This window comes from Cupriavidus sp. NPDC089707 (assembly GCF_044748965.1).
Lineage (GTDB): Bacteria > Pseudomonadota > Gammaproteobacteria > Burkholderiales > Burkholderiaceae > Cupriavidus.
Map to the genome: position 1 here is coordinate 81,242 of NZ_JBIVHB010000001.1, position 21,227 is coordinate 102,468.

The window sequence follows — 21,227 nt, forward strand, 5'->3', positions numbered from 1 at the left end:
AACCATCTTGATGCATTCACCGCTGGAACTGACCCTGGTGCTGCTGGCCGCTGCCGTCTTCGGCGTGGTCGCTTTCCGCATGCTGCAGCTGCCGCCGATGCTTGGCTACCTGGCCGTTGGCATCCTGATCGGCCCGCATGCGCTGGGACTGGCCAGCGACACCGCGCAGACCAAGTACCTGGCCGAGTTCGGCGTGGTGTTCCTGATGTTCTCGATCGGGCTGGAGTTCAGCCTGAGCAAGCTGCGGTCAATGAAGCGCCTGGTGTTCGGGCTGGGCGGCTCGCAGGTGGTGCTGTCGATGCTGGCGGTGGTGCCCGCCAGCTGGGCCTTCAACTGGCTGTTCCCGCTGTCGTGGCAGGCCTCGGTGGCCCTGGGCGGGGCGCTGGCGATGTCGTCCACGGCGATCGTCTCCAAGATGCTGTCCGAGCGCATGGAGCTGGAGAGCGAGCACGGCCGCAACATCATCAGTATCCTGCTGTTCCAGGACCTGGCGGTGGTGCCGCTGCTGATCGTGATCCCGGCGCTGTCGCGCGATCCCGGCGACCTGGCGATGGCGCTGGGGCTGGCCACGGTCAAGATCGTGGTGGCGCTGGGCGCGATCTTTTTCCTCGGCCAGCGCCTGATGAGCCGCTGGTTCCACATCGTGGCGGCGCGCCGTTCGCAGGAACTGTTCATGCTGAACCTGCTGCTGGTGACGCTGGGCATGGCGGCGCTGACCGAGCGGCTGGGCCTGTCGATGGCGCTGGGCGCGTTCATGGCCGGCATGCTGATTTCCGAGACGCCGTACCGGCATCAGGTGGAAGAAGACATCAAGCCGTTCCGCGACGTGCTGCTGGGGCTGTTCTTCGTCACCATCGGCATGCTGCTCAATATCCGCGTGGTGCTGGACCATCTGTGGCTGGTGCTGGCGCTGCTGGTGGTGCCGATCCTGTTCAAGCTGGTGCTGATCGCGGTGCTGGCGCGGGTGTTCGGCTCGCGCCAGGGGGTGGCGATCCGTACCGGCCTGGGGCTGGCGCAGGCCGGCGAATTCGGCTTCGTGCTGCTGAACCAGATCGACGGCCTGAATCTGGTAGACCCGGTGCTGATCCAGGTGATCCTGGCCTCGATGCTGCTGTCGATGCTGGCCGCGCCGTTCCTGATCCAGTACAGCGATGCCATCGTGCTGCGTTTTGCCGCCAACGAATGGCTGATGCAGTCGCTGAACATGACCCGCATCGCCGCGCAGAGCCTGCAGACGGAAAAACACGCCATCATCTGCGGCTTCGGCCGCAGCGGCCAGAACCTGGCCCATATGATGGAGCGCGAGGGCATTACCTATGTCGCGCTCGACCTCGATCCCGACCGTGTGCGCGAGGCCGCCGCCGCCGGCGACACCGTGGTCTACGGCGACGCCGGCCGGCGCGAGGCGCTGATCGCCGCCGGCATCCACCGCGCCGCGGCGCTGATCGTCACCTATGCCAACACGCCGTCGGCGCTCAAGGTGCTGCACCACGTGCAGGAACTGGCGCCGGCGCTGCCGGTGATCGTGCGCACCGTCGACGATTCGGAGCTGGATGTCCTGCAAAAGGCCGGCGCCACCGAGGTGGTGCCCGAGATCATCGAGGGCAGCCTGATGCTGGCCTCGCACGCGCTGGTGCTGCTGGGCGTGCCGATGCGGCATGTGCTGCGCGGCGTGCAGGAGGCGCGCGACGCGCGCTACAGCCTGCTGCGCGGCTACTTCCACGGCCGCGACGACGATGAAGACATGGTCGAGCGCGATTCGGTGCGGCTGCATTCCGTGTCGCTGGGGCCGCAGTCCACCGCGGTCGGGCGGCGCCTGGGCATGCTCGGGCTGGAGCGGATCGGCGTGGAGGTGACCGCGGTGCGCCGGCGCGGCATCCGCGCCTTCGATCCTGAGCCCGAGACCGTGCTGGAACCGGGCGATATCGTCGTGCTGCGCGGCCAGCCGGAAGCGCTGGAAGCCGCCGAGATGCGGATCCTGAACGGCTAGCCGCCGTGCGGAGCGCCAATCAGTGGGAGAGCGCTTGCCGTGGGCGCGCTTCCACCCAGGACTCCGGCAGGTCGTTCAACACCGCGCGCGCGTCCAGCGAGCGTATCGGCACCGACTGGTCCGCCGGAATCCGCCCCTCGCCCTGCAGCTTCAGGTAGCGCAGGCAGCACACCCGCAGGAAGGAAGAGAAGTTGCCCGCTACCGCTTCGCTGCCGCGGTGGGCGGTCAGCTCGTCATGCAGGCGCGTGATCAACTGGTTGACGGTCATGCCGTCGCGCGTGGCCAGTTCTTCCAGCACTTCCCAGAACAGGGTCTCCAGGCGGATGCTGGTGGCTACGCCATGCAGCCGCAGCGACCGCGCCTGGGTCTGGTACGAGGCCGGATTGGCGCGGATAAAGATCTCACACATCGAAGCTCTCCGTGCTGCGCCACGAGTGGCGCGCGGGTGCATGCCGCGCCGCTTCGTGAGGGCGCGGCACCGCGTGGCGGAAGGCTCTAATGTACGATCCGCGTGCCCAGCACGGCAAGGAACTGCGCCAGCCATGCCGGGTGCGCGGGCCAGGCCGGCGCGGTGACCAGCTTGCCGTCGGTATGCGCCTGGTCGACCGGGATATCGACATAGGTGCCGCCGGCCAGCTTCACTTCCGGCGCGCACGCCGGGTAGGCCGAACAGCCCTTGCCTTCCAGTACGCCGGCGGCGGCCAGCAACTGGGCGCCGTGGCAGACCGCGGCGATCGGTTTGTCGGCCTGGGCGAAGTGGCGCACGATCTCCAGCACGCGGGCGTTCAGGCGCAGGTATTCGGGCGCGCGGCCGCCGGGGATTACCAGTGCGTCGTACCCGGCGGGGTCGATCTCGGCAAAGCTGGCGTTCAGGGTGAAGTTATGGCCGCGTTTCTCCGTGTAGGTCTGGTCGCCCTCGAAGTCGTGGATCGCCGTGGCGCACGCGGCGCCTGCCTTCTTGTCGGGACAGACGGCGTGGACGGTGTGGCCGACCATCTGCAGTGCCTGGAACGGCACCATGGTCTCGTAGTCTTCGGCGTAGTCGCCGACCAGCATCAGTATCTTCTTCGCCATCGCGGTCTCCTGTATGGTTACGGGTGTCCGGCGGCAGCCGGCAGGGCCATTGTGCTGGCCGGCCCGGCGGCGCGGGTGGTAACCCGTTACCGCGGCCGGCGCGGGCATTTTTCACCGGCGCGCGAGGCGCGCTCCTGTTCTTTCCAGACCCTATGGCAGATTCCCTCATCCAGTCCCCCGACCTCGGTGACGTCACCGGCTACCTGCGCGACCGCATCCGGACCGTGCCGGACTGGCCCATGCCGGGCGTGATGTTCCGCGACATCACGCCGCTCTTGCAGGACCCCAAGACGCTGCGTGTGCTGATCGACGTCTTCGTGCACCGCTACATGGACGCCGAACTGGACCTCGTCGCCGGCATCGACGCGCGCGGCTTTATCCTGGGCGCGATCGTCGCGTACGAGCTGAACCTGGGCTTCGTGCCGATCCGCAAGAAGGGCAAGCTGCCGTTCCAGACGGTGGCCGAAGAATATGAGCTGGAGTACGGCAGCGCGACCGTCGAGATCCATGCCGATGCCTGCAAGGCCGGCGACCGCGTGCTGCTGGTCGACGACCTGATCGCCACTGGCGGCACCATGATGGCGGGGCGCAAGCTGCTGGAGCGTCTGGGCGCCACGGTAGTAGAGGGTGCCGCGATCGTCGACCTGCCGGAACTGGGCGGCTCGAAGCTGCTGCAGGACGGCGGGTTGCCGCTGTTCACCGTGTGCCGCTTCGACGGACACTGATCTACGCTTACTGACAGAACGACACGGAGATCGACACGGAGACCATATGCCAGACCTGCTGCTGTTTCTGCTGACCTCGGTCGCGGTCACCGTCGCGCCCGGCCCCGACAACCTGCAGGTGCTGGCGCGCGGCATGGCGCAGGGGCGGCGCGCGGGGCTGGTGGCGGCGCTGGGTTTCTCCGTCGGCTGCCTGTTCCATACCGTGATCGCGGCGGTCGGGCTGGCGGCGGTGCTGCGCTCGTCGCCGCTCGCGTTCCAGCTGATCAAGTATGCCGGCGCCGCCTACCTGATCTGGATCGGCATCCAGGCGCTGCGCGCCAGGGGCGGGCTGGCGCAGGGCGGCGACGTCGACGCGGTGCCGCTGGGCCGCGTGTTCCGCCAGAGCGTGCTCGGCAACATGATGAACCCCAAGGTGACGCTGTTCTTCCTGGTGTTCCTGCCGCAGTTCGTGCGCGCCGATGCCGCGCATCCCGGGCTGCAGTTCCTGCTGCTGGGCATGGTCTTCATGCTGCAGACCGCGGTGGTGTTTTCCCTGTTCGGTTTGTGTGCGGGCTGGCTGGGGGCATGGCTGCGGCGCCGTCCGGCCACGGGGCGCTGGCTCGACCGTGCCGCGGGGGCGATCTTCGTCGGGCTGGGGATCAAGGTCGCGCTGCCCTGAGCGAGTCGACGCGACTTGCCCCCCGCTGCGCCGCGGCATGTGTTGCCTGTTGCCCGCACCCCTCGCCCGGTGCCGTTGCCGCTGCCCCGTGGCGGGCGCATAATGCCCCATTGACAACTACACGATGACCGGGCAGGGCCGCCTCCGGCAGTAATTCGGCACCGGTCACACTGAGGCGCACAATGGGCGTACTTCTTCATCTGCTCTCGGGCGTTGCCCTGCTTGTATGGGGCACCAACATCGTCAAGGTCGGCATCCTGCGCGTCTACGGCGCCAACCTGCGCCAGGTGCTGTCGACCAGCGTCTCAAACCGCTTCACCGCCTTCCTCGCCGGGCTCGGCGTCACCGGGCTGGTCCAGAGCAGCAACGCCACCGCGGTCATCGTCAGTTCCTTCGTCGGCCAGGGCCTGATCGCCGTGGCGCCGGCGCTGGCCATCATGCTGGGCGCCAACGTCGGCACCGCGCTGATGGTGCAGGTGTTCTCGCTGGACCTGTCGTGGCTGTCGCCGCTGCTGATCTTCGTCGGCGTGATCGGCCACCTGACCTGGAAGGGCAGCAAGCCGGGCCACGTCGGGCGCGTGCTGATCGGGCTGGGCCTGATCACGCTGGCGCTAGAGCTGATCTCGATCGCCACGCGGCCGGTGGTGCAGGCCGCTGGCGTCAAGGTGCTGTTCGCCTCGCTGACCGGCGACGCCGGGCTGGACATGCTGGTGGGCGCGTTCCTGACCATCCTGTGCTATTCCAGCCTGGCCGTGGTGCTGTTCTGCGGCGCGCTGGCCTCGGCCGGCGTGGTGTCGATCCACGTGGCACTGGCGCTGGTACTGGGCGCCAACCTGGGCTCGGGCATCTCGGCGCTGCTGACCACTTCGGGCAACAACCAGCCGGGCAAGCGCGTGACGCTGGGCAACCTGCTGTCGCGCCTGCTGGGCTGCCTGGTGGCGCTGCCGCTGCTGAACCAGGCCGAAGAACTGCTGGCGCTGATCGACCATGACCCGCAGCGGCTGATCGTCAATTTCCACCTGCTGTTCAATGTCGCGCTGGCGGTGCTGCTGCTCGGCGCCACCGCGCCGCTGGCGCGCCTGTGCGAGAAGGTGCTGCCCGGGCGCAATACCGGCGACAGCCAGGTCACGCCGCGCCATCTCGACCCGGCCGCGCTGTCAACGCCCACGCTGGCGCTGGCCAATGCCGCGCGCGAGGTGCTGCGCATCGGCGACCGGGTCGAGCAGATGCTCGACAACATGCTGCGCGTGATGCGCACCAACGACGCCAAGCTCGCCACCGCCACCTGCCGCATCGACAACGAGGTCGACGACCTCTACACCGCGATCAAGCTCTACCTGACCCGCATCAGCCTGGAAGCGCTGGACGAGCGCGACGGTCAGCGCTGGACCGAGATCATCTCGCTGACCATCAACCTGGAGCATGCCGGCGACATCATCGAGCGCATCCTGCTGGACACCAAGGACAAGAAGATCGCCCACAACCTGATGTTCTCCGAGGCCGGCATGCAGGAAATCGCAGAGATGCATGCGCGGCTGGTGGCCAACCTGCGGCTGGGTTTGTCGGTGTTCCTCAACGGCGACCTGAAGAGCGCGCAGGCGCTGATGGCGGAGAAGGCCAACTTCCGCGAACTGGAGCGCAAGTACGCGCGCACCCACCTGCAGCGCGTGGCGGTGCAGACGGCGGAAAGCGTCGAGACCAGTTCGCTCCACCTTGATGTGATCAGCGAGCTGAAGCGGCTGAATTCGCTGTTCTGCGCGACGGCCTACCCGGTGCTGGAGCAGGCCGGCGTGCTGAACCGCAGCCGGATGAAGGAAGACGATGTGCCGCCCGTCACGCGCGTACAGGCGGCGCAGCCCTGAGCGGCACGGCTACAGCTTGTAGCCGAACTTGCGCAACAGTTCTTTCCGCTCCGCTACATCCGCCTCGGTCTCGATCCCCAGCGGCGAGGCGCCGTCGATTACGCCCACCACGCCGCGGCCGGCATCGGTCTGCGCGATGATCACCTGCGTCGGGTTCGCTGTCGCGCAGTAGATCCGGCACACCTCCGGCACCGCACGCACCGCGCCCAGCACGTTCATCGGGAAGAACCCGTCTCCCAGGAAGATCAGGAAGCTGTGCCCCGCGCCGATGGCGCGCGCGTTCTCGCAGGCCATGTCGATCAGGTGCTCGTCGGTGCCCGACCAGCGCACCAGTCGCTTGCCCGAGGCCTCGCAGAACGCCAGCCCGAAACGGATGCCGGGCACGGTGCCCACCAGCGCCTCGTGCAGGTCTTCCACGGTCTTGATGAAATGCGACTGGCCGAAGATGAAGTTGGTGGCTTCCGGCTTGGTGACCGGTACGACCGTCAGTTCCATGGCGGGGCTCCTGTGCGATGTGTGTCGCCGTCCGGTTCATGGTAGGGCGCGAGGTGGTGAAAGCAAGCCAGCGCCTGCTATACCGGAGGGGTTGACGCACCACCGGAGCAGCCGATGCCTGCCTTTTGCCGCTTGCTTGCCCTGCTTGCCATTGTCCCCGCGCTTGCCGCCGCGCAGGTCGCTCCGGCATCACAGGGCGAGATCGCGGTGAGCGAGCTGCAGCGCCCGAATGTCCTGGTGGTGCTGCGCCATGCCAGCGCGCCGGGCGTGGGCGATCCGCCCGGGTTCCAGCTGGCCGATTGCGCCACCCAGCGCAACCTCGACGCGCGCGGGCGCGAGCAGGCAGCGCGGCTGGGAACGAGCTGGAAGGCGGCCGGCTTCCGGCCGACGCACGTGTGGAGCAGCGCCTGGTGCCGCTGCCAGGACACGGCGCGGCTGATCGGGCTGGGGCCGGTACAGGTGCAGCCGCTGCTCAATTCGTTCTTCGGGGCGGATGCGCCGCGCCGCGACGCGCAGGTTGCGCAGCTGTCGCGCCTGATCGACGGGCTCGACCCGCGGGGCGGTCCCTACCTGATGGTCACCCACCAGGTGGTGATCACCGCGCTGACCGGCCACGGCGCCGACAGCGGTGGCGGCGTGGCGATCGAGTTGCCGCAGGGCGGCACGGCGCGGCGCACGCGCGTGTTGCCGGCCGGCGGACTCGACTGAGCCCGGCCTGTTGGCCGGTCCGCAGGTCAGCCGCGCTTGAGCAGCGGCGCCAGATACTTGCCGGTGAAGCTGGCCTTGCTCTTCGCCACCGCCTCCGGCGTGCCGCGCGCGATCACCTGGCCGCCGCCGGCGCCGCCCTCCGGGCCCATGTCGATCAGCCAGTCGGCGGTCTTGATGACGTCCAGGTTGTGCTCGATGATGACCACGGTGTTGCCCTGGTCGCGCAGCTTGTGGATGACCTTGAGCAGCAGCTCGATATCGTGGAAGTGCAGGCCCGTGGTGGGCTCGTCCAGGATATAGAGCGTGCGCCCGGTGTCGCGCTTGGACAGCTCCAGCGACAGCTTCACGCGCTGCGCCTCGCCGCCCGACAGCGTGGTCGCCGACTGCCCCAGCCGGATATAGCCCAGGCCCACGTCCAGCAGCGTCTGCAGCTTGCGCCGCACCACCGGCACCGCGCTGAAGAACTCGTGCGCCTGCTCGACGGTCAGGTCCAGCACCTCCGAGATATTCTTGCCCTTGTACAGCACCTCCAGCGTCTCGCGGTTGTAGCGCTTGCCGTGGCAGACGTCGCAGGGCACGTACACGTCGGGCAGGAAGTGCATCTCGACCTTGAGCACGCCGTCGCCCTGGCAGGATTCGCAGCGCCCGCCTTTGACGTTGAACGAGAAGCGGCCCGGGTCGTAGCCACGCTCCTTGGCCGAGGGCACGCCGGCGAACAGCTCGCGGATCGGCGTGAACAGGCCGGTGTAGGTGGCCGGGTTGGAGCGCGGGGTGCGGCCGATCGGGCTCTGGTCGACGTTGATGACCTTGTCGAAATGCTCCAGCCCCTCGATGCGGTCGTGCTGCGCCGGCTCCGGCGTCGAGCCGTACAGGTGGCGCGCCACGGCGTGGTAGAGCGTATCGTTGATCAGCGTCGACTTGCCCGAGCCGGACACGCCGGTGATGCAGGTGAGCAAACCCACCGGCACCTCGGCGGTGACGTTGCGCAGGTTGTTGCCGCTGGCGTTGACGATGCGCAGCAGCCGTTCTTCGTCCGGGGCGGCACGCTGCTTCGGCACTTCGATGCGGCGCTGGCCCGACAGGTACTGCCCCGTCAGCGATGCCGGCGAATCCTCGATCTGCCGCGGCGTGCCCTCGGCCACGATCATGCCGCCGTGCACGCCCGCGCCCGGGCCGATATCGACCACGTAGTCGCAGGCGCGGATCATGTCCTCGTCATGCTCGACCACCAGCACCGAGTTGCCGATATCGCGCAGGTGCTTGAGCGTGCCGATCAGGCGGTCGTTGTCGCGCTGGTGCAGGCCGATCGAAGGCTCGTCCAGCACGTACATCACGCCGGTCAGGCCCGAGCCGATCTGCGACGCCAGCCGGATGCGCTGTGCCTCGCCGCCCGACAGCGTGTCGGCGCTGCGCTCCAGCGACAGGTAGTCCAGCCCCACGTTGTTGAGGAAGTTCAGCCGCGCGGTGATTTCCTTGACGATCTTGTCGGCGATCTCGCGCTTGGCGCCGTGCATGTCCAGCGTCAGGAAGTAGGTCAGCGTGTCGCGCAGCGGCCAGCCGTTGATCTCATAGATCGCGCGCGCCTGCTCGTTCTCGCCCAGCTTGACGTGGCGAGCCTCGGTACGCAGCCGCGTGCCGTGGCAGGCGGGGCAGGGCTGGTTGTTCTGGTACTTGGCCAGTTCCTCGCGCACGGCGACGGAATCGGTCTCGCGGTAGCGGCGTTCCAGGTTGGGGATGATCCCTTCAAACACATGCTCGCGCACCGTGGTGCGGCCGCGCTCGTTGATGTAGGTGAACGGGATCTCTTGCTCGCCCGAGCCATGCAGCACCACTTGCTGCACGTTCTCCGGCAATTCTTCGAACGCTGTCTCGGTATCGAAGTCGTAGAACGCCGCCAGGCTCTGCAGCATCTGGAAGTAGAACTGGTTGCGCCGGTCCCAGCCCTTGATCGCGCCCGAGGCCAGCGACAGGTTGGGGAAAGCCACCACGCGCTTGGGGTCGAAGAAGGTGATCTGGCCCAGCCCGTCGCAGCTCGGGCACGCGCCCATCGGGTTGTTGAACGAGAACAGCCGCGGCTCCAGCTCCTGCAGCGAGTACGAGCAGATCGGGCAGGCAAAGCGCGAGCTGAAGGTGTGCTCCTTGGCGCTGTCCATCTCCAGCGCCAGCGCGCGGCCGTCGGCCAGGCGCAGCGCGGTCTCGAACGATTCGGCCAGGCGCTGCTTGATGTCGGCGCGGACCTTCACGCGGTCGACCACCACGTCGATGCTGTGCTTCTCGGTTTTCTTCAGCTTGGGCAGCTGGTCGACCTCATACACCCTGGCCTCGGCCTCGTGCGCGGTGCCGCCGCCCGAGCGGATGCGAAAGCGCACGAAGCCCTGCGCCTGCATGCTGTCGAACAGGTCCGAATGCTCGCCCTTGCGGTCGACCACCACCGGCGCCAGGATCATCAGCTTGGTGTCTTCCGGCAGCGCCAGCGCCGCATCCACCATCTGCGACACGCTCTGTGCCTGCAGCGGCAGGTTGTGGTCGGGGCAGTAGGGCGTGCCGGCGCGCGCGTACAGCAGGCGCAGGTAGTCGTGGATCTCGGTGACGGTGCCGACGGTCGAGCGCGGGTTGTGGCTGGTGGCCTTCTGCTCGATCGAAATCGCGGGCGACAGGCCTTCGATCAGGTCGACATCCGGCTTTTCCATCAGCTGCAGGAACTGGCGGGCGTAGGCGGAGAGCGACTCCACGTAGCGGCGCTGGCCCTCGGCATAGAGCGTATCGAAGGCGAGCGAAGACTTGCCCGAGCCCGACAGGCCGGTGATCACGATCAGCCGGTTGCGCGGCAGGTCGAGATTGATGTTCTTCAGGTTGTGGGTACGCGCCCCACGGATCTTGATTTCTTCCATATGCCGAAAAGTCGTCGCCAGGCAGGCCGCCCGGGCCGGGCTGGCCGAGGCTGTCTGAAGGAAAGGCGGAATCCAGTGTTCAAGTGCGCTGGCTGGCACTTCCTGCCGCTGGCGACGGCGGAATGCGTATCCGGGCACACGCCCGGGAGCCCTCTGGCAAAGCCAGGTGACCCGGGAAGCGCGAAGGAGCAAACCTGTTAATATACCCAACTTCGGTTTCCGGGGTGGTCGGCCCAGAAAAGGGCGCGTGCCGGGGACCCGGCGCGAAGCCGCCGCCGGCCCGATTCCAGGGCGAACCCGGAAGGCGGGCGGACATCGGCTAAAGGCCATGCCGGCCGAGGCCGTCACAAACGGCCAACCGGCCGGCCCCGCCAGCCGACCCGCTTTCCAGAGATCCTCACGATCGCAATGCCGCCGATCCAGTCTTCTTCCCCGGACGCGAGCCCTGCCGGCGCGTCCCAGGCCCCCGCCCGCGAACGCATGACGCGCACCGAACTGCGCGCCAGCGTGTCGCTGGCCAGCATCTTCGCGCTGCGCATGCTGGGGCTGTTCCTGATCCTGCCCGTATTTGCCGAGTACGCCCGCACCCTGCCCGACGGGCATGACGCCCAGCGCGTCGGCCTCGCCATGGGTATCTATGGACTGATGCAGGCCTTCCTGCATATCCCGCTGGGCTGGCTGTCCGACCGCATCGGTCGCAAGCCGGTCATGGTGGCCGGGCTGCTGCTGTTTATCGCGGGCGGCCTGGTGGCGGCGTTCTCCGATACCCTGACGGGCATCATCGCCGGCCGCGCGCTACAGGGCATGGGGGCGATCTCGGCGGCGATCACCGCCTGCATCGCCGATCTCACGCGCGAGCGCCATCGCACCAAGGCAATGGCGATGGTCGGTGGCAGCATCGGCCTGACCTTTGCGCTGTCGCTGGTGATCGCATCGCCGCTGTTGCACAGCATCGGCATGCCGGGCATCTTCAGCCTGATGTCGGTGCTGGGGCTGGTGGCCATCGGCGTGACGCTGTTCCTGGTCCCGACGCCGCCCGCGCCGCACCCGGTGCGACTGCCGTTCCGCAAGGTGCTGCTCAATGCCGATCTGGCGCGGCTGAATGTCGGCGTGCTGGCGCTCCATGCGTCGCAGGTGGCCATGTTCATGGTGGTGCCGGCGATGCTGACCGATGCCGGCATGCCGCTCGACCAGCACTGGAAGGTCTACCTGCCGGTGGTGCTGGTGTCGTTCGTGCTGATGCTGGGCCCGATGATGGCGGCCGAGCGCTACGGCCGCGTACGCCCGGTGCTGCTGGGCGCGGTGGCGCTGATGACCGCGGTGCAGCTGCTGTTCGCAGCGGTGCATGGCTTGTGGGCCATCGTCGCCGTGCTGTTGCTGTTCTTTGTCGCGTTCAACGTGCTGGAGGCAATGCAGCCCTCGCTGGTGTCGCGCTACGCGGCCGCCGCGCGCGGAGCGGCACTCGGCGTGTACAACACCACGCAGGCGCTGGGCCTCTTTCTGGGCGGCGCCGTCGGCGGCTGGCTGCTCAAGTACGAGGGCCGCAGCGCGGTGTTCGTCGGCTGCGCGGCCGTGCTGCTGCTCTGGCTTATAATCGCCTGGAGCATGAAGGCACCCCCGGCCCGCGGGCAGGAAGCCGCACCGGCGCCGGCTGCATGAAGTTGCCTTGGCATCGCATCAATCCGTAACGCTTTCCGGGCCGAAGATGGCCTAGCATGATCGCGCCACCCGACACCGGCCGGGCGGCGCGATGTTCGTTTACGTTGCTGTGCCTTGGCGGCGCTGCAGTGCGGAACCAGGCAACCAGCCACGGTAGCCGCCGGCGCAGTATCGGATCACACTTGCAGTCAGCTTCACCCTCATCGTATTGCCACCGTATTGCCACGCTTTTCAACACAGCGCGTGGCTTTTGGAGAACATTCACATGGCCTCGGTCAACAAAGTCATTCTCGTCGGCAACCTCGGCGCCGACCCCGAAACCCGCTACATGCCCAGCGGCGACGCGGTCACCAACCTTCGCCTGGCGACCACCGATCGCTACAAGGACAAGCAGTCCGGCGAGATGAAGGAAGCCACCGAGTGGCACCGCGTTTCGATGTTCGGCAAGCTGGCCGAAATCGCCGGCCAGTACCTGCGCAAGGGCTCGTCGGTCTATATCGAAGGCCGCATCCGCACCCGCAAGTGGCAGGACCAGTCCGGCCAGGACAAGTACTCGACCGAAATCGTCGCCGACCAGATGCAAATGCTGGGCTCGCGCCAGGGTGGCGGTGGTGGCGATGAAGGCGGCTACGGCGGTGGCGGCGGGGGTGGCGGTGGCTACAGCCGTGAAGCGCAGGGCGGCGGCGGTGGTGGTTACGGCGGCGGCCGGGGCGGCCAGGGCGGCCAGGGTGGCCAAGGCGGTGGTCAGGGTGGTGGCGGAGCCCGTCGCCCGCAGCAGGCGCCGTCGAATGGTTTCGAGGATATGGACGACGATATTCCTTTTTAATTTAGTGTAAGTAAAAGCTGTAAAGACAAACCCCGCTCAAAGGCGGGGTTTGTCTTTTTAATCAGTACCTTATGGGCAGTGGTGCGTTGGAAGATCCGAGGGCGGTTTTGCGGGGGAGCATGAGATTTCCGTCAGGAAGCGAAAGTGTCACTTCGGCGCCCAGGAGCGAAAATCTCGGACAGGATCCAGTCGGCTTCCTTGGCAAAAAGAACTGAGTTATTCAATGGTGACTTTGCCATCCTTGACCAAGACGGCGAACTTGCTCGTCTCGTCGTTGATGCGCTTGGCAAACGCTTCCGGCGTGCTCGACATGGGCTCCGCGCCTGCGGCCAACATGCGCTGCTGGAAGTCAGGCGAATTCACGATCTTGACGATCTCGGCATTCAAGCGCGTGACCACCGGCTTGGGCGTAGCGGCAGGGGCGAGAACACCGAACCAGGTGCCGATATCGAAACCCTTGAGCCCGGACTCCTCCATCGTCGGTACTTCGGGCAACGCAGTGGACCGCTTCGCTGTGGTCACCGCCAGCGCCTTGAGCTTGCCGCCCTTGATGTGAGGCAGCACCGTGGTCAGTGTGTCGAAGGACATGGACACCTGTCCCCCAAGCAGGTCGGTAGTCAGCGGGCCGCTACCCTTATAGGGAACATGCAGCAACTTCACACCGGTGGTCGCCTGGAACTGTGTGCCGATCAAATGTTGCGCGGTGCCGTTGCCATTCGAGCCGTATGACAGTTCCGGCGAAGCCTTCTTTGCCAGCGCGACCAGCTCGGCCACATTCTTTGCCGGCGTCTTCGCACTGTTGATGACGAGCACGTTAGGCACCATCGCCAGCGTGGAGACCGGCACTAGATCCTTCTGGAAGCTGTAGGGTAGCTTCTTGTAGACGGAAGTGGCGATCGTGTGGTGTACGGCGCCCATCAGCAGCGTATAGCCATCGGGCTTGGCCTTCGCGACATAGTCGGCGCCCACGGTGGCACCGGCACCGGGCCGGTTCTCGACAATGACCGGTTGGTCCAGGGCCTTCGACAACTGGTCGCCGAGCGCGCGCGCCAGCATGTCGGTGGTGCCGCCCGACGGGAACGGCACTACTAGGCTGATCGGTTTGGCCGGCCAGTTCTGTGCCATCGCCGCGGAAGCGCCGCAAAGTCCGATGGCGCAGATCGTCAGGCCACAGATTCGGCGGATAGTCTGGGTGGTGAAAGTACGCATTGTTGTCTCCTTTGCTTGTAGTGATAGGAATGCGTGAAGGGTGGCTATACCGATACGGAGAACGCTGCGCGGCCCGCGAACGTGGCAGCGCAGCCAAGTTCCGCCTCGATGTAGAGCAGGCGGTTGTACTTGGCGACGCGGTCAGAACGCGACAGCGATCCGGTTTTGATCTGCGTGGCGGCCGTGCAGACGCTGAGGTCGGCGATCGTCGTGTCCTCGGTCTCACCGGACCGGTGCGACATCACCGACGCATAGCCTGCCTGCCGGGCCATCTCGATGGCCGCCAGCGTTTCGGTCAACGTGCCGATCTGGTTTGGCTTGATCAGGATGGCATTGGCCACGCCGCTGTCGATGCCTTCCCGGAGGATGGCGGTGTTGGTGACGAACAGGTCATCGCCTACGAGCTGCACCTGGCGTCCCAGACGTTCTGTCAGCACCTTCCAGCCTTGCCAGTCGCCCTCGGCCATGCCGTCCTCGATCGTGACAATCGGGTATTGCGCCACCCAGCCGGCCAGCAGATCGACGAAGCCGACCGCGTCGTAGCTGCGGTTCTCGGAGTGCAGCACATAGCTGCCGTCTCGATAGAATTCGGAGCTGGCGACGTCGAGCCCAAGCGCGATATCGCGGCCTGCCTGAAAGCCAGCGACGTCGATGGCCTGCATGATGACTTCCAGCGCCTGTTCGTTCGACTTCAGGTCCGGCGCAAAGCCGCCCTCGTCACCCACGGCCGTGGAAAAGCCGCGCTGTTTCAGCAGCGCCTTGAGCGTATGAAAGACTTCCGCGCCCCAGCGCACGGCTTCCGAGAACGACGGTGCGCCCACGGGCAGAATCATGAACTCCTGCATATCCACACTGTTGTCGGCATGCGCGCCACCGTTGACGATGTTCATCATCGGCATGGGCAGGCGCATCTGCTGGTTGTCGCCGCCAATCAAGCGGTAGAGCGGCACACCTTCCGATGCCGCGGCTGCCCGCGCCAGGGCAAGCGAGACAGCCAGCAGCGCGTTCGCGCCAAGGCGCGATTTGTCGGTGGTGCCGTCCAGCCGGATCAGGCACTGATCGATTTCCGCCTGCTCCGATACGCGCATGCCAGCCAGCGTGCGTGCGATGTCGACGTTGATGTGGCCTACCGCCTTGCGCACGCCCTTGCCGGAATAACGCTGACGGTCGCCGTCGCGCAGTTCGATTGCCTCACGCGCGCCCGTGGAGGCACCGGAGGGTGCCGCTGCAAAGCCTTCGCTGCCATCGGCCAGCAGCACCTGGGCGGCCACGGTCGGATTGCCGCGCGAGTCGAGGATCTCGTAGCCGCGCACTTCCTGGATCACTGACATATTGCGTCCCTCATTGGACCTGTGCGATGCGCAGCAGATTGGTAGTGCCGGCCACCGTGAAAGGCAGGCCGGCGGAAATGACGATCGACTGGCCGCGCTCGCCAAAGCGCTCCTTGACGACGGTCCGGCTTGCCAGCTCAGTCATTTCCAGCACGTCGACGACTTCATGGCACAGCACTGCGTGGACGCCCCAGGCAAGCGCCAGCCGGCGCGCCGTGGCCATGCGCGGCGTCATGCCCAGAATCGGCACTTCGGGGCGCTCGCGCGCCATGCGCAGCGCGGAGTAGCCTGAGCTGGTGTATGCAACCGTGGCCGGCACTTTGAGCAGTCCCGCCACATGGCGCACTGCGTAGCCGATGGCGTCGGCAGCCTCGGCGCGCGGCGGCGTGTGCGAAGCCTGAATCGCGTCGTGATAGAGCGGATCGGACTCAGTGCGCGTGATGATGCTGTTCATCATCCTCACGGCCTCCACGGGATATCGGCCGGAGGCTGACTCGGCGGAGAGCATTACCGCATCGGCGCCGTCGTAGACGGCCGTGGCCACATCGGAGGCTTCCGCACGCGTGGGCACCGGCGCGGCGATCATCGATTCCAGCATCTGCGTGGCCACGATGACGGGTTTGCCCGCCTTGCGGCAGGCGCGCACGATCTGCTTCTGCAGCGACGGCACTTGCTCGGCGGGCATTTCTACCCCGAGATCGCCACGTGCCACCATCACCGCGTCGGCTTCGGCAACGATGGCATCGAGGCTCTGGATCGCGGCAGGCTTTTCCAGCTTGGCGACGATACCGGCGCGGTCCTGCACGATGGCCTTGATCTCCTGGATGTCTTCGGGGCGCTGCACGAACGACAGCGCAATCCAGTCCACACCGAGCGTCAGGCCAAACTCGAGATCGCGGCGGTCTTTATCGGTCATTGCCGAGAGCGGCAGCACCACGCCAGGCACGTTGACACCCTTGCGGTCGGACAGTGCGCCGCCATTGACGACCGTGGTCTCGGCGAAGTCGCTACCGCAACGGTCCACGCGCAGGCGGATCTTGCCGTCGTCGAGCAGCAGATCGGTACCTTCGCGCAGCGCCGCGAAGATTTCCTGGTGGGGCAAGCTCACGCGGGCAGCGGAACCAGGGAGATCCTTGTCCAGGTCGAGGCGAAACGATGCCTCTGCCGCAAGCTGGATTGGCCCCTCGGCAAACGTGCCGATGCGCAGCTTCGGGCCTTGCAGATCAAGCAGCACGCCGATAGGGCGGCCACGCTCTTGCTCGATGGCCCGGATCGTGTCAAGCCGCTGCCGGTGGTCGTCGTGGCTGCCGTGGCTGAAATTCAGACGGAACACATCTGCGCCCGCGTCAAACAGGGCATCGATGATCTCGGGTGACGTGCTGGCGGGCCCCAGCGTGGCCACGATCTTCGCATTGCGAAGGCGTCTCATGGTGATACTCCATCAGGGCGCGATCAGGATCGCGCGGAAATCGTTGACGTTGGTAAGGGTGGGGCCGGTGATGACGGCATCGCCCAGCGCTTCAAAAAAACTGTGGCCGTCGTTGTCGGTCAGCGCATCCTGCGGGCGGATGCCTAGCGCCCAGGCACGCTGCAAGGTATCGGGCGTCACGATGGCGCCGGCAATCTCTTCCTGGCCGTCGACACCATCGGTGTCGCCCGCCAGCGCATGAATGCGGGCGTCGCCGCGCAGTGTCAGCGCAAGTGCGAGCAGGAACTCCACGTTGCGGCCACCACGTCCCTTGCCCCGTACAGTGACGGTGGTTTCGCCGCCCGATAGCAGCACGCACGGGGTGGGGAATAGCTGGTAGTTGGCCGATTCCAGGGCAAGCGACCCCAGTACTAGCCCGACATCGCGCGCCTCGCCTTCGATGGCATCGCCGAGCAGGTGCACGGGGAACCCCGCGTCCCGCGCGACGCTGGCAGCCGCTTGCAATGCCATGCGGGGCGTGGCGATCAAGGTGGTGTCGATGCGCGGCAGCCGCGCATCGCCGGGCTTGATGGTTTCGGCCACTTCGGATTCCAGCACGCGCATGACGTGCATGGGCACCTCCAGGCCGTAGCGGCGAACGATGTCGAGAGCGTCCTGGCGTGTGGTGGGGTCTGGAACTGTGGGGCCCGATGCGATGTCGATGTGGTCATCGCCCGGCACATCGGACAGCAGCAGATTGCAGACCCGAGCGGGATAGCAGGCCGCGGCCAGGCGCCCGCCCTTGATCGCCGATAGATGGCGCCGGACGCAGTTCATCTCCGTGATCGTGGCTCCCGACTTGAGCAGCGCGCGATTGATGGCCTGCTTGTCTTCGAGCGAAATGCCCGCCAGCGGCAGCGGCAGCAGCGAAGACCCGCCGCCGGAGACCAGGCTGACTACCAGATCGTCTTCGGTCAGGCCGGAGACCAGTTCCAGCATGCGGCGCGCGGCTTCATGCCCGGCGATGTCGGGCACCGGATGCGCGGCTTCCACCACTTCAATGCGCTCGCATGGCACGGCATAGCCGTAACGCGTGACTACGAGACCCTCCAGCGTCCACGGCCAGGCGGCTTCAAAAGCCCGCGCCATGGCCGCCGATGCCTTGCCGGCACCGATCACAACCGTGCGTCCTTTCGGACGTTCGGGCAAGTGGTGCGCCATGGTCAGCGATGGCTGCGCAGCGGCGACGGCGGCGTCGAACATGCGGCGCAACAGTGCTGAGGCTTTTTGGGTATTGATTCTCATCGTCATCGACCTCAGTGCATCAGTCCGGCGTGCGCATTAGCGGCTCGTGACAACCGTTCTCCCAGCGATGGTGCTTCTGCCGGCTCTGCCAGTACCTCGGGGTCATCCACGATCTTGCCGTCGAGTGCGTCCTCCAACTGCTTCGCAGCCAGCGGCGCAGGCGCATAACCATGCCGACGACCGAGAAAATGCCGTGTGTGAACGAATCGAGAAACTCGATCACGGGCTTGGCGCGCGGTCCGATATGGGACAGTGCAATGCCGAACAGCGTAGCGAAGACCAGAATCTGGAGGATGTCGTTACGTGCCAGCGCGTCGATTACGCTCGTTGGCACCATGTTCATCAGGAAATCGATGAACGAGTGTGGCTTCTCGGCCGCATGCGTGTAGTTGGCGATGGCCTTGGTGTCAAGGTGCGCGGCATCGACGTTCATGCCGGCGCCCGGCTGCACCAGGTTCACGACGATCAGGCCAAGGGCCAAAGCAAACGTGGACAGGATCTCGAAATAGAGCAGCGCGCGCACGCCCACGCGCCCCAGTTCCTTCATGTTCTCCATGCGCGCGATGCCGAGTACCACGGTGGCGAAGATGATCGGCGCAAAGACCATCTTGATGAGCTTGATAAATACGTCGCCGAATGGCTTGAGGCTGCTGCCGAGGTCCGGATAGAACACGCCGAGCGCAATGCCGGCTGACACGCCGAACAGTACCTGCACGTACAGCTTGCCCAATAGCCGTTGAATCATTGCTGTCTCCTGCTGATTCGAGATGAGTCGCTTGCGGTCGAAGGCTCTGCTGGCCGTTGTCGGGGACCGTAAGGGCGCAGGCGCACGCACGGCGCGCGCGTCTGCCGGCGGCCCGGTCGCAACCGGGCCGCGAAGGTGCTAAGAGAAGGCGCAGGCTGAGAGGCCGCCTTACGCGGCTTTGGGCTGCCTGTTCGCAGCCAGGAAGTCGCAGACCGCCTTGGTCACGTCGACCGTTTTCGCCTTGCCGCCGAGGTCGCCGGTATGCAGTGCAGGGTTGGCGGTCACGGCTTCGATCGCTGCCATCACGCGTTGCGCGGCTGCGTTCTCGCCCAGGTGCTCCAGCAGCATGACCACCGACCAGAACGTGCCGACGGGGTTGGCCAGGCCCTTGCCCATGATGTCGAACGCGGACCCGTGGATCGGCTCGAACATTGACGGATAGCGGCGCTCCGGATCGATGTTGCCGGTGGGCGCAATGCCCAGGCTGCCGGCCAGCGCGGCAGCCAGGTCGCTCAGGATATCGGCGTGCAGGTTGGTCGCGACGATCGTGTCGAGCGTCTTGGGACGGTTCACCATGCGGGCGGTGGCGGCATCGACCAGTTCCTTGTCCCAGGTGACATCGGGAAAGTCCTTCGCTACCTGCAGGGCCACTTCGTCCCACATGACCATGGCATGACGTTGTGCGTTGGATTTGGTGATCACCGTCAGCAGCTTGCGCGGGCGCGACTGGGCAAGCTTGAACGCGAAGCGCAGAATGCGCTCCACGCCGACGCGCGTCATCATCGATACGTCAGTAGCGGCTTCAATCGGATGGCCCTGGTGCACGCGGCCGCCGACTCCCGAGTATTCGCCTTCCGAGTTCTCGCGCACTATTACCCAGTTCAGGTCTTCCGGCGCGCAGCGCTTGAGCGGGCCATCGATGCCGGGCAGGATGCGCGTCGGGCGTACGTTGGCGTACTGGTCAAAGCCCTGGCAGATCTTCAGGCGCAGGCCCCAGAGCGTGATGTGGTCGGGAATCTGGTTGTCGCCAGCGGAGCCGAATAGGATTGCGTCTTTGCCACGCAGCGCATCAAGGCCATCTGCCGGCATCATCACGCCATGCTGGCGGTAGTAGTCGCCGCCCCAATCGAAGTTCTCGAACTCGAAGCGAAAGTCGGCGCCGGCGGCGGCCAGAGCTTCCATGACCTCACGGCCGGCGGGTACGACTTCCTTACCAATGCCGTCACCGGGAATGGTTGCAATCTTGTACGTCTTCATCATTCGTCTCCTGTCTGGTCTAAAAATTCCGTTTGGTGCGCTTCACCGCTGCCGAGAGCGTTGGACGAATTCTGGTGGGTGGACGAGGTTTTGGATCAGGGCTAAAGTTAAACCATTCTTAACTTTAGGTTGAAGGTGAAATATGGCGGCCAATAGTGCAATCCAGCCCGCAGAGCTGGGCTTCTTCGCCGCCCTCGCTACGGCGGGCAGCCTCAGCGCCGCCGCACGCGACCTCGGTATCACAACGGCTGCGGTCAGCAAGCGATTGGGCCAAATGGAGGCGCGTATCGGCATGCCGCTGGTAATCCGCACTACGCGGCGCATGAGTCTGACCCCGGAAGGCGAGGTGTTGCTCGAGCACGCGCGTCGTATCCTGGGTGAACTGGACGATTTGGAGCAATTGCTAACCAGCGCCAAGGGCCGGCCCAGCGGCCTGCTTCGCGTCAATGCCACGCTCGGTTTCGGACGCATGCATGTGGCGCCGGTCATCTCCGACTACAGCCGGATGTATCCCGATGTGGATGTGCAACTGCAGTTGTCAGCTGACCCACCGCCACTGACGGAAGAGGCGTTCGATGTTTGCGTGCGGTTCGGCGAGCCGCCAGACGCCCGCATCGTAGCGCGGAAATTGGCGCCGAATCGCCGTTTGCTGGTGGCTTCGCCCAGTTACCTGCGCGAGCACGGCACGCCCCAGGTACCGGCGGACCTACCGCGTCACAACTGCATTGGCATCCGTCAGGGTAGCGATGCCTATGGCGTCTGGCGACTCTCGGCGGTTAAGGGAACCAAGGCGCGCACCGAGGCTATCCACGTGCGCGGCAACCTGACGACCAACGATGGCGAGATCGCCGTGAACTGGGCGTTGGAGGGACACGGCATCGTGCTCCGCGCCGAATGGGATGTAGACCGCTATCTCCGCAGCGGAAGACTGGTGCAGGTGCTGCCGCAGTATGTAACACCAGAAGCAAACATCTATGCGGTTTATCAACAGAGACATCAGCTATCGTCGCGAATCCGGTTGTTTGTTGAGTATCTCGCCGACAAATTCGCAGCGTTTGGTCAATGAAACTCTGTGCGGACCATC

General features: G+C 65.9%; 17 protein-coding genes and 1 pseudogene. 8 read left to right on the forward strand and 10 right to left on the reverse strand.

Annotated features, from left to right (window positions below; genetic code table 11):
* The first annotated feature begins 10 nt into the window (after nt 1-10).
* Nucleotides 11-1,990, forward strand: a complete 1,980-nt coding sequence (locus tag ACIP1U_RS00425) for a monovalent cation:proton antiporter-2 (CPA2) family protein (RefSeq protein ID WP_400310341.1) — start codon at nt 11-13, stop codon at nt 1,988-1,990.
* Between the two features lie 19 nt (nt 1,991-2,009).
* Here ACIP1U_RS00425 and ACIP1U_RS00430 read toward each other — a convergent pair whose 3' ends face one another.
* A complete protein-coding gene (locus ACIP1U_RS00430) occupies nt 2,010-2,399 on the reverse strand; it encodes a ribbon-helix-helix domain-containing protein (RefSeq protein WP_400310344.1) in 390 nt (129 codons plus the stop codon).
* Between the two features lie 86 nt (nt 2,400-2,485).
* Nucleotides 2,486-3,064, reverse strand: a complete 579-nt coding sequence (locus tag ACIP1U_RS00435) for a DJ-1/PfpI family protein (RefSeq protein ID WP_400310346.1) — start codon at nt 3,062-3,064, stop codon at nt 2,486-2,488.
* A 152-nt stretch (nt 3,065-3,216) separates the two neighbouring features.
* Here ACIP1U_RS00435 and ACIP1U_RS00440 point away from each other — a divergent pair, with 152 nt between their 5' ends.
* From ACIP1U_RS00440 to ACIP1U_RS00450, 3 genes are all read left to right on the forward strand, one after another.
* Nucleotides 3,217-3,789, forward strand: a complete 573-nt coding sequence (locus ACIP1U_RS00440; protein WP_400310350.1) for an adenine phosphoribosyltransferase — start codon at nt 3,217-3,219, stop codon at nt 3,787-3,789.
* Nucleotides 3,790-3,835: 46 nt separating this feature from the next.
* Entirely contained in the window at nt 3,836-4,447 is a 612-nt protein-coding gene (locus ACIP1U_RS00445; RefSeq protein ID WP_400310353.1) for a LysE family translocator, read from the forward strand.
* Nucleotides 4,448-4,629: 182 nt separating this feature from the next.
* Complete coding sequence (locus tag ACIP1U_RS00450) at nt 4,630-6,309, forward strand: Na/Pi cotransporter family protein (RefSeq protein WP_400310356.1); 1,680 nt, start codon at nt 4,630-4,632, stop codon at nt 6,307-6,309.
* A 9-nt stretch (nt 6,310-6,318) separates the two neighbouring features.
* On the opposite strand, the gene ACIP1U_RS00455 is transcribed toward ACIP1U_RS00450, so the two are convergent.
* Nucleotides 6,319-6,804: an adenosine-specific kinase gene (locus tag ACIP1U_RS00455; RefSeq protein ID WP_400310358.1), complete on the reverse strand. Its 486-nt coding sequence runs from the start codon at nt 6,802-6,804 to the stop codon at nt 6,319-6,321.
* A 114-nt stretch (nt 6,805-6,918) separates the two neighbouring features.
* On the opposite strand from ACIP1U_RS00455, the gene ACIP1U_RS00460 reads away from it, so the two are divergent.
* Nucleotides 6,919-7,512 carry a histidine phosphatase family protein gene (locus tag ACIP1U_RS00460; protein WP_400310360.1) on the forward strand — a complete coding sequence of 198 codons (594 nt, stop codon included), beginning with the start codon at nt 6,919-6,921 and terminating at the stop codon, nt 7,510-7,512.
* Between the two features lie 26 nt (nt 7,513-7,538).
* On the opposite strand, the gene uvrA is transcribed toward ACIP1U_RS00460, so the two are convergent.
* The gene (uvrA, locus tag ACIP1U_RS00465; protein WP_400310362.1) at nt 7,539-10,403 is read right to left on the reverse strand and encodes an excinuclease ABC subunit UvrA; all 2,865 of its coding nucleotides are present in this window, start codon (nt 10,401-10,403) and stop codon (nt 7,539-7,541) included.
* A 408-nt stretch (nt 10,404-10,811) separates the two neighbouring features.
* Between uvrA and ACIP1U_RS00470 the strand changes: the two genes are divergently transcribed.
* Both ACIP1U_RS00470 and ACIP1U_RS00475 read left to right on the forward strand, forming a co-directional pair.
* Nucleotides 10,812-12,062 carry an MFS transporter gene (locus tag ACIP1U_RS00470; RefSeq protein ID WP_400310365.1) on the forward strand — a complete coding sequence of 417 codons (1,251 nt, stop codon included), beginning with the start codon at nt 10,812-10,814 and terminating at the stop codon, nt 12,060-12,062.
* A 265-nt stretch (nt 12,063-12,327) separates the two neighbouring features.
* Nucleotides 12,328-12,888: a single-stranded DNA-binding protein gene (locus ACIP1U_RS00475; RefSeq protein WP_400310368.1), complete on the forward strand. Its 561-nt coding sequence runs from the start codon at nt 12,328-12,330 to the stop codon at nt 12,886-12,888.
* 216 nt (nt 12,889-13,104) lie between these two features.
* Here ACIP1U_RS00475 and ACIP1U_RS00480 read toward each other — a convergent pair whose 3' ends face one another.
* The 6 genes and pseudogenes from ACIP1U_RS00480 to ACIP1U_RS00505 all read right to left on the reverse strand — a co-directional run bounded on the left by ACIP1U_RS00480 (nt 13,105) and on the right by ACIP1U_RS00505 (nt 20,143).
* The gene (locus tag ACIP1U_RS00480; RefSeq protein ID WP_400310370.1) at nt 13,105-14,097 is read right to left on the reverse strand and encodes a Bug family tripartite tricarboxylate transporter substrate binding protein; all 993 of its coding nucleotides are present in this window, start codon (nt 14,095-14,097) and stop codon (nt 13,105-13,107) included.
* A 44-nt stretch (nt 14,098-14,141) separates the two neighbouring features.
* Complete coding sequence (gene eno / locus ACIP1U_RS00485; RefSeq protein ID WP_400311704.1) at nt 14,142-15,428, reverse strand: phosphopyruvate hydratase; 1,287 nt, start codon at nt 15,426-15,428, stop codon at nt 14,142-14,144.
* Nucleotides 15,429-15,438: 10 nt separating this feature from the next.
* Nucleotides 15,439-16,857 carry a pyruvate kinase gene (pyk, locus tag ACIP1U_RS00490; RefSeq protein ID WP_400310373.1) on the reverse strand — a complete coding sequence of 473 codons (1,419 nt, stop codon included), beginning with the start codon at nt 16,855-16,857 and terminating at the stop codon, nt 15,439-15,441.
* A 12-nt stretch (nt 16,858-16,869) separates the two neighbouring features.
* On the reverse strand, nt 16,870-18,099 hold the full coding sequence (locus ACIP1U_RS00495) for a glycerate kinase (protein ID WP_400310376.1): 1,230 nt from the start codon (nt 18,097-18,099) through the stop codon (nt 16,870-16,872).
* Between the two features lie 199 nt (nt 18,100-18,298).
* Nucleotides 18,299-18,886 (reverse strand): annotated as a pseudogene (locus ACIP1U_RS00500) (cation:dicarboxylate symporter family transporter); the annotation flags it as partial.
* A gap of 168 nt (nt 18,887-19,054) precedes the next feature.
* The gene (locus ACIP1U_RS00505) at nt 19,055-20,143 is read right to left on the reverse strand and encodes a tartrate dehydrogenase (protein ID WP_400310378.1); all 1,089 of its coding nucleotides are present in this window, start codon (nt 20,141-20,143) and stop codon (nt 19,055-19,057) included.
* A gap of 142 nt (nt 20,144-20,285) precedes the next feature.
* Between ACIP1U_RS00505 and ACIP1U_RS00510 the strand changes: the two genes are divergently transcribed.
* Nucleotides 20,286-21,209 carry a LysR family transcriptional regulator gene (locus ACIP1U_RS00510; RefSeq protein ID WP_400310380.1) on the forward strand — a complete coding sequence of 308 codons (924 nt, stop codon included), beginning with the start codon at nt 20,286-20,288 and terminating at the stop codon, nt 21,207-21,209.
* The last annotated feature ends 18 nt before the right edge of the window (nt 21,210-21,227 follow it).